9 protein-coding genes are annotated in these 11,532 nt (G+C 66.6%); 4 read left to right on the top strand and 5 right to left on the bottom strand.

What is annotated here, in order from left to right; genetic code table 11:
- Positions 1–14: 14 nt before the first annotated feature.
- Entirely contained in the window at positions 15–1,217 is a 1,203-nt protein-coding gene (gene fabV / locus ISN75_RS13725; protein WP_167254647.1) for an enoyl-ACP reductase FabV, read from the bottom strand.
- Positions 1,218–1,437: 220 nt separating this feature from the next.
- On the opposite strand from fabV, the gene fusA reads away from it, so the two are divergent.
- The 4 genes from fusA (at position 1,438) to ISN75_RS13705 (ending at position 6,677) form a co-directional block, all read left to right on the top strand.
- A complete protein-coding gene (gene fusA / locus ISN75_RS13720) occupies positions 1,438–3,603 on the top strand; it encodes an elongation factor G (RefSeq protein WP_167254649.1) in 2,166 nt (721 codons plus the stop codon).
- Positions 3,604–4,116: 513 nt separating this feature from the next.
- A complete protein-coding gene (locus tag ISN75_RS13715; RefSeq protein WP_343820151.1) occupies positions 4,117–5,202 on the top strand; it encodes a catalase family peroxidase in 1,086 nt (361 codons plus the stop codon).
- The gene (locus ISN75_RS13710) at positions 5,202–5,747 is read left to right on the top strand and encodes a cytochrome b (protein WP_168647127.1); all 546 of its coding nucleotides are present in this window, start codon (positions 5,202–5,204) and stop codon (positions 5,745–5,747) included. The genes ISN75_RS13715 and ISN75_RS13710 overlap by 1 nt, the downstream gene beginning before the upstream one ends.
- Positions 5,748–5,993: 246 nt before the next feature.
- Entirely contained in the window at positions 5,994–6,677 is a 684-nt protein-coding gene (locus ISN75_RS13705; protein WP_343820150.1) for a hypothetical protein, read from the top strand.
- Here ISN75_RS13705 and ISN75_RS13700 read toward each other — a convergent pair.
- From ISN75_RS13700 to ISN75_RS13685, 4 genes are all read right to left on the bottom strand, one after another.
- The gene (locus ISN75_RS13700; RefSeq protein WP_343820148.1) at positions 6,655–8,205 is read right to left on the bottom strand and encodes an MASE1 domain-containing protein; all 1,551 of its coding nucleotides are present in this window, start codon (positions 8,203–8,205) and stop codon (positions 6,655–6,657) included. The two genes, ISN75_RS13705 and ISN75_RS13700, sit on opposite strands and share 23 nt — an antisense overlap.
- A 324-nt stretch (positions 8,206–8,529) precedes the next feature.
- A complete protein-coding gene (locus ISN75_RS13695; protein WP_168647129.1) occupies positions 8,530–9,504 on the bottom strand; it encodes a PD40 domain-containing protein in 975 nt (324 codons plus the stop codon).
- A 122-nt stretch (positions 9,505–9,626) separates the two neighbouring features.
- Complete coding sequence (locus ISN75_RS13690; RefSeq protein ID WP_168647130.1) at positions 9,627–10,388, bottom strand: LytR/AlgR family response regulator transcription factor; 762 nt, start codon at positions 10,386–10,388, stop codon at positions 9,627–9,629.
- A complete protein-coding gene (locus ISN75_RS13685) occupies positions 10,385–11,482 on the bottom strand; it encodes a sensor histidine kinase (protein ID WP_343820144.1) in 1,098 nt (365 codons plus the stop codon). The genes ISN75_RS13690 and ISN75_RS13685 overlap by 4 nt, the downstream gene beginning before the upstream one ends.
- Positions 11,483–11,532 lie beyond the last annotated feature (50 nt).

Raw genomic sequence — 11,532 nt, 5'->3', positions numbered from 1 at the left:
AAGGGTTCCTTCGGTTAGAGCTGCACCACGTCGAAGTGCACGTCCGGATTGACCTCCGCCGCGTAATCCACATCCTTGCGCCCGAACCCGAACAGCTTCTGGAACTCCGCCTTGAAGCCTTCGTAATCGGTGATCTGCTTCAGGTTGGCGGTGGTCACGGTCGGCCACAGGGCCTTGCAGGCCTGCTGCACGTCGTCGCGCAGCTCCCAGTCGTCCAGGCGCAGGCGGCCTTCGTCGTCCAGCGGCGCCGGCTTGCCGTCGGCGCGGTACATGAACTCGCGCAGCAGGCGGTTGGCCTGCTCGATGCAGCCTTCGTGGATGCCCTTCTCCTTCATGATGCGGAAGGCCAGGGACACGTACAGCGGAATGACCGGGATGGCCGCGCTGGCCTGGGTTACCACCGACTTCATCACGCCGACGCGGGCGTCCAGGCCGGGGTGGCGCTGGCGCAGCTCGCGGGCGGTGTTGTCCAGGTGCTGCTTGGCCTTGCCCAGGGTGCCGTGCCAGTAGATCGGCCAGGTGATCTCGGTGCCCACGTAGCTGTAGGCGATGGTCTTGGCGTCGGGTGCGAGCACGCCGGCCTGGCTGAGGGCGTCGATCCACAGCGCCCAGTCCTCGCCGCCCATCACGGTGACGGTGTCCTTGATCTCCTGCTCGGTGGCCGGTTCCACCGTGGCCTGGATCACCTCGTCCTTGTCGGTGTTGACCGAAGTGGCGGTAAAGGTTTCGCCCACCGTCTTGAGGGCCGAGCGCACCACCTCGCCGGTATCCGGCAGCTTGCGCACGGGGGAGGCCAGCGAATAGACCACCAGGTCGATCGGGCCGCCCATCTCGTTCTTGATGATCTCGATGGCCCGTTGGCGCGTCTCGTTGGCGAAGGCGTCGCCGTTGATCGACTTGCTGTACAGGCCGGCCTGCTTGGCCGCCTCGTCGAAGGCCCAGGCGTTGTACCAGCCGGCGGTGCCGGGCTTGCTCTCGCTGGAGGGCTTCTCGAAGAACACGCCCAGGGTGGCCGCCCCGAAACCGAACGCCGCCGCGATGCGCGAGGCCAGCCCGTAGCCAGTGGAAGCGCCCAGCACCAGCACCCGCTTGGGGCCGGCCGGGGCGGCGGCGCCCGCCTGGCGGGTGATGGCGATCTGCTCCAGCACGTTCTGGCGGCAGCCGGTGGGGTGGGCGGTGACGCAGATGAAGCCGCGGATCTTGGGGTTGATGATCACGAGTCTCGGGTCCGTCTTGGGGCGTGAAAGCGGGGCATTTTAGCCAAATGGCGCCGTTTTACCCGTACTGGCACGTAGGTTCGGGCGGGTCCGGGACCCGGCCCGGCCTGCTCGTGCCCGCCGCACGTTTTCCACCGGTAGCCATAACCCATTAGAATCTCCAGGTTTAGCCCCCCGCTTTCCCATTCCTTCTTCCCATCCAACCAACCCGGACGGCCGTATGCCTCGCCAAAAACCGCTTTCGCTCTACCGCAACATCGGCATCATCGCCCACATCGACGCGGGCAAGACCACCACCACCGAACGCGTCCTGTACTACACGGGCAAGAAGCACCAGATCGTCGACGTGCACGACACCAAGGACGGCAAGGGCTCCACCACCACCGACTATCTGGAGCAGGAGCGCAAGCGCGGCATCACCATCCAGTCGGCCGCCGTGTCGACCGAGTGGAAGGGCCACCAGATCAACGTGATCGACACCCCCGGGCACGTGGACTTCACCATCGAAGTGAACCGCAGCCTGCGCGTGCTCGACGGCGCCGTGGTGGTGTTCGACGGCGTGGCCGGCGTGGAGCCGCAGACCGAGACCAACTGGCGCCTGGCCGACCAGTACAACGTGCCGCGCATGTGCTACGTCAACAAGATGGACCGCATCGGCGCGAACTTTAAGCACGCCGTCGAGGGCATCAAGAACCGCCTGGGCGCCAACGCGCTGCTGTGCCAGGTGCCGCTCGGCAGCAACGACGAGTTCATCGGCATGGCCGACCTCGTCGCCGGCCTGGCCTACATCTGGCAGGGCGACGACAAGGACAGCACCTGGGAGAGCGTCCCGCTCGACCAGGTCGCCAGCCATCCGAAGTGCCAGTTCAGCGCCACCGGCGACCGCGAGTGGGTGGCCAACCTGGCCAAGCTGCACGAGGAAACCATCGAGCGCGCGCTGGAGATGGACGACGAGGCCTTCGACAAGCTGCTGCACGCGGGCGACGTGGAAACCTACGTCAAGAGCGGCGATTTCAGCCTGGAGCTGCTGAAGAAGGCGATCCGCAAGGGCTGCGTCAGCGGCAAGCTGGTGCCGGTGTTCTGCGGCTCCTCCTACCGCAACAAGGGCGTGCAGCAGTTGCTGGACGCCGTGGTCGACTACATGCCCTACCCGGGCGAGAACGGCGGCATCGCGCTGGTCGACGAAGACGGCCACGTGGTCGGCGAGCAGGGCGTGGTGGACGACGCTCCGGCGCGCCTGCTGGCGTTCAAGGTGATCAACGACCAGTTCGGCAGCCTCACCTTCTGCCGCATCTACTCCGGCGTGATCAAGAAGGGCGACACCCTGCAGAACGTCACCCGCGGCAAGAAGGAGCGCATCGGCCGCATCGTGGAAGTGCAGGCCAATGCCACCAAGGACATCGAGGAAGTGCGCGCCGGCGACATCTGCGCCTTCGTCTCGCTGAAGGAAACCGAGACCGGCGACTCGCTCACCGATCCGGCCCATCCGGTGCTGCTGGAGCGCATGCGCTTCCCCGACCCGGTGATCAGCGTGGCGGTGGAGCCGAAGAACCGCAACGACATCGACAAGCTGTCCTCCGCCCTCTACAAGATGGTGAAGGCCGACCCGTCGCTGAAGCTCGAAGTGGACAAGGAAACCGGCGAGACCGTGCTCAAGGGCATGGGCGAGCTGCACCTTGAAATCACCATCGACCGCATGCGCACGGAGCTGGGCGTCGACGCCAGCATGGGCAAGCCGCGCGTGAGCTTCCGCGAAGCGTTCGGCAAGACCATCGAGCACACCTACACGCACAAGAAGCAGTCCGGCGGTTCGGGCCAGTTCGCCGAAGTGAAGATCATCTTCGAGCCGGGCGAACCCGGCAGCGGCGTGATCTTCTCCGACGAGATCGTCGGCGGCCGCGTGCCGCGCGAGTACATCCCGGCGGTGGAACATGCGGTGACGGTGGAGTCGCGCGAAGGCCAGGTGGCCGGCTACGAAGTGCTCGACTTCAAGGCGCGCCTGGTCGACGGCAAGTACCACGACGTGGACTCGTCCGCGCTGGCGTTCGAAATCGCCGGCAAGGCCTGCTTCCGCGAAGCGCACAAGATGTCCAACCCGAAGCTGCTCGAGCCGGTGATGAAGCTCGAAGTGGTGACCGAAGCCGACTACCTCGGCGACGTGATCGGCGACATCAACCGCCGCCGCGGTTCGATCAGCGACCAGGGCCAGCGTGGCACCAACGCCTTCGTGCAGGGCTTCGTGCCGCTGGCGGAGATGTTCGGCTACATCAACTTCCTGCGCTCGGCCACCAGCGGCCGCGGCACCTTCACCATGGAGTTCGACCACTATGAGGAAGTGCCGGCCAGCATGGTCGCGAAGCTGATGGAGAAGGAAGGCGCGAAGTAATTCTTTCGCCTTGCCTGATCGAGAAAGCCGCCGGGTTCGCCCGGCGGCTTTTTTATGGCGCCGATTTTTACGGCGCCCATAAAAATGGCCCCCTTGCGGGGGCCAGGCCATCCGTTGGGAAATAGCCTGTCGGGAGGGTTGAAAGGGGGGTCAAGACCGTCCCGACGGGTGACTAGATACCGGTCGCAACGTGAAGGCGCCGTCAGTGCGAACGAGCTCCGTATCACGGCTTTGAAAAGCGTGACGCAGCACCCGGATTCCCGCCTTCTCGGCGGATTTCACGCCTTGCCCATGGACCCGGATGCAAGCCGTCGCAGAGTCTCGCCCGTGCCCGGAGGTAGAACCTCGCGGTTACTTTCGAGGCACTCCCAGGCCCCCGCACAGGGGGCCTTCTTTTTGCGCCGCCCGCGGCATCGGCCATCTGTCAGGCAGGCAGACATTTCTTAAGGAAGTAACCTCCGGGTTTGTTCCTACGAAAACAGCGCATCGTCGGCTAGCCACGGGGCAGGTGTCATGGGATCGAACGGAAATGGGGAAGGGCGCCGCGTCCTGCGGCGCGTGGGTGGATGGTGGCGCTACGGCGTGATCGCCGGCGTGCCGCTGGTGGTCGCCGCAGGCCTGGGCTACGCCGGCGGCTGGCTGACGCCGGGGCGGCTCACGGCGCAGAAACTGGTCGACCAGCTGCAGTCCAATGCCGGCGTGCATCCGGGCTATCGCCGCAACCACGCCAAGGGCGTGTGCGTGGCAGGCACGTTCACCGGCAATGGCGCCTTGCAGTCGTATTCGAAGGCGCAGGTGTTCGCGCCGGGCGTGGTGCCGGTGGTCGGGCGCTTCGCCATTCCCGGCGGCAACCCTTATGCGCCGGACAGCAGCGCGCCGATCCGCAGCATGGCGCTGCGCCTGACCCAGCCCAACGGGCAGCAATGGCGCACGGGCATGAACAGCATGCCGGTGTTTCCGGTGGCCACGCCGCAGGCCTTCTACGAACTGCTGCAGGCGCAGCAGCCGGATCCGGCGAGCGGCAAGCCGGACCAGGCCAAGGTCGGCGCGTTCTTCGGTGCGCATCCGGAAGCCGGCGCGTTCCTGGCCTGGGTCAAGACGGCGAAGCCTTCGTCCAGCTATGCGGTGGACAGCTACTGGAGCTTGAACGCGTTCGAGCTGGTCGACGCGCAGGGCGCGCATCACCCGGTGCGCTGGCGGATGGTGCCGGAGGCCAGGGCGGACGGCAGCGCGGGGCAGGGCGAGGATTATCTCGCGGCCGACCTCGTACAACGCCTGGCGGCCGGCCCCTTGCGCTGGCACCTGCTGGTGACGCTGGCCGATCCCGGCGATCCCACGTCCGACGCAACCAAGGCGTGGCCGGCAAGCCGCCGCGAAATCGATGCCGGCACGCTGGAGCTCACTTCCACCCAGCCGCAGGACAGCGGCCCCTGCCGCGACGTCAACTACGACCCGCTGGTGCTGCCCGACGGCATCCAGGCTTCGGACGATCCGCTGCTGCCCGCGCGTTCGGCGGCCTACGCCGCTTCGTACCTGCGCCGCACCAGCGAAGAGGCGCACCTGCCAGGTAGCGCGACCGCAAAGAAGGAGGCCCGCTGATGGCACGCCCGACCGATATGTTCGTGTGGCCCGCGCGGCTGCTGCATTGGCTGATGGCCGTCCTGATCATCGCGATGCTGTTCATCGGCGTGGGGATGGTGGCTTCGGTATCCGAGCGCCATGACTGGCTGGTGCGGCTGCACAAGCCGCTGGGCGTGGCGATCCTGGTGTTGGCGGTGGTGCGGCTGATCGTGAGATGGCGTAATCCGCCGCCGCCTCTGCCTGCCGATCTTCCCGTGCTGCAGAAGTGGGCGGCACTGGCTTCGCACTGGTTGCTGTACGCCTTGATGCTGACTCTGCCGCTGGTCGGCTGGGCGATGCTTTCGGCGGGCGGGTATCCGGTGATGCTCAGCGCTTCGCTGCGGCTGCCCTCGATCCTGCCGGCGAATGCGGTGGCGTTCGCGGTGCTGCGGCATCTGCATGCATGGCTGGCGGTGCTGCTGTTCGCCACCTTCCTCGCACATCTGGGCGCGGCGCTCTATCACGGACTGGTGCGCCGGGATGGCGTGCTGGGCAGCATGGTGGGGTGGCGGCCGCGCCGCTGATAGTCGGCATGCCGGCACGAGCGAGGTCATGCACCGGCCCCGCTCGGCCCCTGCGCGGTACTGCGTGCGCGTAAACGTTCTCGCCGCGTTTCACCCGGGGATCGGTGCTCGAACGTCACCTAAATGCAGACGTTGACTGCACGTTCGAGTATCCATTGCATAGCGCACCGCTCACCCGGCCATCACGATGGCTTGGTCACGATGCGTTGACACCACAGGGGTGACACCACAGGGAGAATCACCACGATGAAGCTGCGCTATCTCGCATGGGGCCTGCTTGCCGCGGGCGTGTCGTTGAGTTGCAGTTCGGTCGTGTGGGCGGCTGGCCCCGCGCAGGGCATGGGTAGCGCCGCGCCCGGCACGGTGGACCGTTCGATCAGTCCGCGCTGGCACGTCTATACCTTCGTCAAGGACGGCATCGAGTACGTCCAGGTCAACGATGCCGCGGGGCGCGTGCGCGCCGGCGTCGCGGCGGCTGCGGGGGTGCATCTGGTGTTGCCGATGGGTGTCGATGCCGAGCGCGTTTCCACGCCGGAATCGCCCTTGGCCGTGGCTGCCATCCGTGGTGCGGAAACGGTCTACAAAGATGGGCTGGTGAGCTTGAGCGTCGGGCTGAACGATGCCGGCCAATATGTGTGGACGGTGGCCGATGCCACCCTGGCGGGTGGGCGCTACGCGCCGGCGGACGATCCGTCGAACTGCAAGCAGGATCCCAACAGCTGCCCGATCAACCGCCGCGTCACCATGGCGACCACGAATCTTTCGCCGGCGGACGGCGACATCTCCAACTGCAAGCAGGATCCGAACAGCTGCCCGATCAATCGCGCCAATCCGCAGCAGTCGATGCGCCTGTCGCCGCAGGACACGCCGGATTCCAACTGCAAGGAAGACCCGAACAGCTGCCCGATCAATCGAATCGGGGAACAGTGAGTTCCTGGCGCAGCGTCACCTGGACGCTGCGCCCATCCACCATCACGTCGCCGTTGAACAGCTGCGCCCGCAGGCGCAGCTCGCCGAGCCCCAGGCCCAGCGTGCCCAATCCCTTGGTGATCTTGTCCTGTGCCGGCGGGGCCATCGGCACGCCTTCGCTGCGCACGCTCAGGTGGATGGTGGTGCCGCTGTCGGTGGTGTGCGTGTCGGTGGTCAGCGCGATGCGGTCGCTCGGGCATTCCTTGAGCAGGTAGGTCACCGCTTCGCAGGCGAGGCGATACAGCAGCGACAGCGTATTGCGCGGCAGCCGGCTCCACTGGCCATGCACGTTGGCCTGGTAGGCAATGCCGAGCGAGTCGAGCACCTGCACCAGCGGACCTTCGCTCAAGGCATGCGGATGGCCCGCGCCCATCGGCGGCGACAGCGCATCGGCCATTTCCTTCAGGCGCGAGGTGGTCATGGTCAGGGTGCGCTTGTAGGTATCCACTTCGCCGCGGTTGGGCGAGTGATCGAGCTGGATCAGCAGATGGCGATGCGCACGCGCCAGCTCGCCGCTGACATAAGCCAGCTCGAACGAGCTGCGCTGCAGCTTCATCTCCGCCAGGTGCTGTTCCAGCCGGGCCTTGTCCAGCTGGTCGTCCACCGCGGCGAGCGCATGTTCCAGCCGCGTGGTCTGCATGCCGAGCACGGTGGAGATGGTGAGGAACAGCGCCATCATGGTCTGCGTCATCAAGGTGGCGATGTCGAACATCTCCGGCATCAGCGCAACGATGCCGAAGCTGGCGATGGCGCCGATCACCGCCGCGCCCTTCCAGCCCCGGGTGATGGCGAAGTACGCGGCCGGCACGAACAGCACCGCCTGGCCGACGAAGCGCAGCGCGGTGTCCTGGGTGCCCGACAGCGCCAGCACCTCGACTGACATCGCGATCACCGTGATCACCGAAGCCTGCAGCAGGCTGCGATTGGCCATCCATACGCCGCTCAGCGAACGCTGCTCGTGCCACTGCTGCGCACCGGCCAGCGCCAGCGGCACCACGGCGAGCATGCCGCTATAGGTGCCGAGGAAATAATCGGAGACCAGGTCGGTCAGCGGCTTGCGGCCGAAGCGCGCCGCCTCGGGCATCAGCGAAGCCACCATCAGGCCGTCGGCGACCAGCACCACGCTGGCGCCGAAGATGCACACCAGCACGCTGCCCAGGCGGATATCGGGAAACGCGGCGCCGGGCAGGCGGTCCTGGCACAGGGCGACCACCGCCATCAGCAGGGCGATCGGCGGCACGATGGAGGCGAGATAGAACGCCCAGCCGAACATGGCGACGCCGTCGTAAAGATCGTAGGCGAGCAACAGGGTTTCGCTGACCAGGAACGCCGGCCAGTAGCGCCGCGGCGTCAGCAGCAGGACCGCGAGTTTCAGTCCGCTGGCGGGCACGAAGTGGGCGAAGCCCACTTTGCGCAGCAGCATGTAGGCGATGCCGTAGATGATCGCGACCGCGAGCTGCCGCCCTAACCATCCAAGCCTGGATTCCATGTTTGCGCCAGCCGCTCCGCTCCCCGATTCGGTGGCAAATTAGGGTCACTGGCGTGAAATGTCCGAGAAGATTCCTGCGGTAACAACCGGCTGTTGCAAAGCTCATAAGGAATGACAAAACAGCGTGAAAACGTGCTTAGTCCAGGCTGTCGCCATGTCATGTGCCGCGTGACGCAAGCGTCGGGAAAATGGGCGATCGCATCACGCTTTTTTCTTGTCGTTACGCCTCCGGATGTCCATTGGCATGACCATCGGCGATCGCGGCGAAGCAAAAAGAACCGGCCTGCGCCTTGCCGTGCGCACGCCGGGTGACCGGCAAACCCGTCAATCGTGCAGGCCGTGCGCCTTCAGCACGTCGGCGATATCCATGCGCCAGATATTGCGCGAGCCGTTATTCGGACCGTTCAGCCGCTTCTGCAGCGAGCCGATGTCGTCGCGCTTCTTGGGGAACTGCACGTCGTCCTGCCGGTTGCTGGACACATACAGCTCGCCGAAACCCGGACCCAGTGTGGGCGCGTTCTCCAGGGCGGCGGTGTTGACGTCGCCGCCCAGGTGTTCCGGCTTGCCCCAGCGGCCATCGGCCTGGCGGAAGGCGATATAGATGTCGGCGCTGCCCAGCGAATCGCCTTCGTTGCCCGCATAGAGCAGGAAGCGTCCCTTGGGATCGATGCACGGATCCATGCGGTTGTGCTCGCTATCGCCCAGGTCCACCCGCTCCGGCGCCGAATAGCCCTGGCCGGCGGGATGGATCACGTACACCTGATAGAACTTGCCGGAATCCGGCCGGTGCGCGGAGAAATAGATGTCGCCATTGGCCGCCACCGTCGGGTTGTAAAGCATGGCCCCGTCGTTATGCGCGCCATCCACGTGCACCGGTTCGCCCCAGCGGCCATTCGACTGCCGCTCGACATACCACAGGTTGGTGCCGGCGAAATGCTGCCCGCCCATCTCCGCCGTCACCGGCGCCTCGCCGGCATGCGGCGGCCGGTTGGAGACGAAGTACACGCGCTTGCCGTCCGGGGCGAATGCCGGTTCGGAGTCGTGCCACTGGCCGGAGAACGGCGCCACTTCCGGCGCGGACCAGCTGTTGCCCTGGCGATGCGCGAGCAGGATGGTGTCGTCCTTCTCGGCGAAATCGGAGCGCAGGAACAGCAGGGTCTGGCCATCGGGCGACAGCGCGGCGGTGGTTTCCTGCAGGCCGGTGGAAATCACGCCGGGGCCGAGCAGATCGGCGGCGCCGACAGGTGGGGCGCAACCCAGCGCAAAGGCGGTCGCCCAGGCGAACGTATGCAACTTCATGTGTGCTTCCGTGGATGGCCGGGCCATGCCGGCCCGTGCGTACGGTGCGCGCAGGTGCGCAAGCGTGCCGTGCTTTTGTGACGAGCGGTTGCGGCAGCGTGGCGAGCGGTCCGGACGGACGCTCAGGCCATGCCCAGCGCCAGCCGCGCCTGCGCGCGGAAGCGGCGGCTGAGGTTCAGCCGCGTGCCGTCGCGCAGCACCACTTCGGCATTGCCCTGGAACAGCGGGTGGATCTCGCGGATGCGCTCCACATTGACCAGGGTGCCGCGATGGATGCGCAGGAAGCGCTGCGGATCCAGCGCCTCCAGCAGATGGCTCAGCGTTTCGCGGTGCAGATAGCGCGTGCCGGCGACATGGATATGCACGTAGTTGCCGTCGGCGCGGATCCAGTCGATATCGTCGGTGGCGATCACGCGGATGCTCTCGCCCACACGCACGCTGATGCGTTGCGCATGGGTGGGGAGCGACACGGGCATGCTGTTAATGACGCTTGGCGTTGCCGTCTGCAAGCCCGCCCACACGCGCCGTATGCGTGCCATCGCCTGGTCGAAGCGCGCCTGGTCGATCGGCTTCAACACGTAGTCCACCGCATCCGCGTCGAACGCACGCAGTGCGTGCTGCCCGTAGGCGGTGGCGAACACCACCATCGGCAAGGTCTCGGGCTTGAGCTTGTGCAGCAGCTTGAAGCCGTCCATGCCGGGCATGCGGATATCCAGGAACACCAGCGCCGGCTCCAGCGCGGCGATCGCCTGCAGCGCTTCATGGGCATTGCCGCATTCGCCCACGATCTGCACGTCCGCATGCGCGGCCAGCGCCTGGCGCAGCGCCAGGCGCGCCAGCACTTCGTCGTCCACCAGCAAGGTGCGGATCGGCTGCATGCTCATGCCACGTGCTCGGTGGCGTATTCGCGATAAGGAAAACGCAACTCCACCCGCGTGCCGCCTTCGTTCCTGCGCGCCAAGGCCACGCTGGCCGCGTCGCCGAACAGCACCTGCAGGCGCGTACGCGTATTGCCCAGCCCGAGGCCTTCGGCCATGCCATCGGGCAGGCCCAGGCCGTCGTCGTCCACGCGCAGGTACAGCTGCGCGCCTTCGCGGCGGCTGACGATGTGCAGGCGGCCGGGTTCGGGTTTGTCGAGCAGGCCGTGGCGCAGCGCGTTTTCCACCAGCGGCTGCAGGATCATGCTGGGCACCGCGGCGCGCACGGTGTCGGCGGCGACGTCCAGCTGGGTGCTCAGGCGGTCCTGGAAACGCACCTGCTGGATGTCGAGATAGCAGCGCAGCAGTTCCAGCTCGCGCGACAGCGGCACTTCCAGCGCGTGGCGTTCTTCCAGGGTCAGGCGCAGCAGGTCGCTGAGCCGGGAGATCATCAGGCGCGCCTGGTGCGGATCGGCCAGGGCCAATGCCGAGATGGCATTGAGCGTGTTGAACAGGAAGTGCGGCTGCAGCTGCACGCGCAGGGTGCGCAACTGCGCCTGCGCCAATTGGGATTCCAGCTGCGCGCTGCGCAGGCGTTCGTCGCGCAGGCGACGGCGCGAATCCAGCCCGCGCAGCACCGCCAGGATCACCCAGTACATCAGCAGGGCGAAGTGGTAGCTGAAAGCGAACTGCATGCGCACGAAGCCGGCGTACGTGCCGACCGGCGCATGGCCCGGACCGGCGACGTTCCAGAAGATCGCCAGATGCGCCAGCAGCTGCGCCAGCGCCACGGCGAGGCTGGCCGGTACGTGCACCGCCGCGTAGCGGCGCCAGTCGCCGTCCGCCGCCTGCCGTCCGAGCCAGGCGACCAGCGGCACCAGCAGCATCCACAGATAGAAGTCGCTGAAGTTCCAGGTGGCCACGCGCGGCCAGTTCGGCACTTCGCCTTCGCTGATCTGCGACAGGCCACCGCTCAGCGTGTACGAGGCCGCCAGCAGGGTCCAGAAACCCAGCGGCATGGCGAGGCGGGCCCAGCGTGGCGTGGTGTTTGCGGCGGACACGAGGTTCTCATCGGCAACCGGGAATGGGCATCCAGTGTGGGGCGGATGCC

The organism is Dyella marensis, assembly GCF_049532885.1.
Classification (GTDB): Bacteria; Pseudomonadota; Gammaproteobacteria; order Xanthomonadales; family Rhodanobacteraceae; genus Dyella_D; species Dyella_D marensis.
This window is presented reverse-complemented; position numbering and strand designations above follow the sequence as displayed.

What these genes read in the sequence shown, in the direction of transcription:
- ISN75_RS13710 (WP_168647127.1), top strand. Translation starts at nt 5,202, where the DNA reads ATGGCACGCCCGACCGATATGTTCGTGTGGCCCGCGCGGCTGCTGCAT.
- ISN75_RS13695 (WP_168647129.1), bottom strand. Translation starts at nt 9,504, where the DNA reads ATGAAGTTGCATACGTTCGCCTGGGCGACCGCCTTTGCGCTGGGTTGC.
- ISN75_RS13705 (WP_343820150.1), top strand. Translation starts at nt 5,994, where the DNA reads ATGAAGCTGCGCTATCTCGCATGGGGCCTGCTTGCCGCGGGCGTGTCG.
- ISN75_RS13700 (WP_343820148.1), bottom strand. Translation starts at nt 8,205, where the DNA reads ATGGAATCCAGGCTTGGATGGTTAGGGCGGCAGCTCGCGGTCGCGATC.
- ISN75_RS13690 (WP_168647130.1), bottom strand. Translation starts at nt 10,388, where the DNA reads ATGAGCATGCAGCCGATCCGCACCTTGCTGGTGGACGACGAAGTGCTG.
- ISN75_RS13715 (WP_343820151.1), top strand. Translation starts at nt 4,117, where the DNA reads ATGGGATCGAACGGAAATGGGGAAGGGCGCCGCGTCCTGCGGCGCGTG.
- fusA (WP_167254649.1), top strand. Translation starts at nt 1,438, where the DNA reads ATGCCTCGCCAAAAACCGCTTTCGCTCTACCGCAACATCGGCATCATC.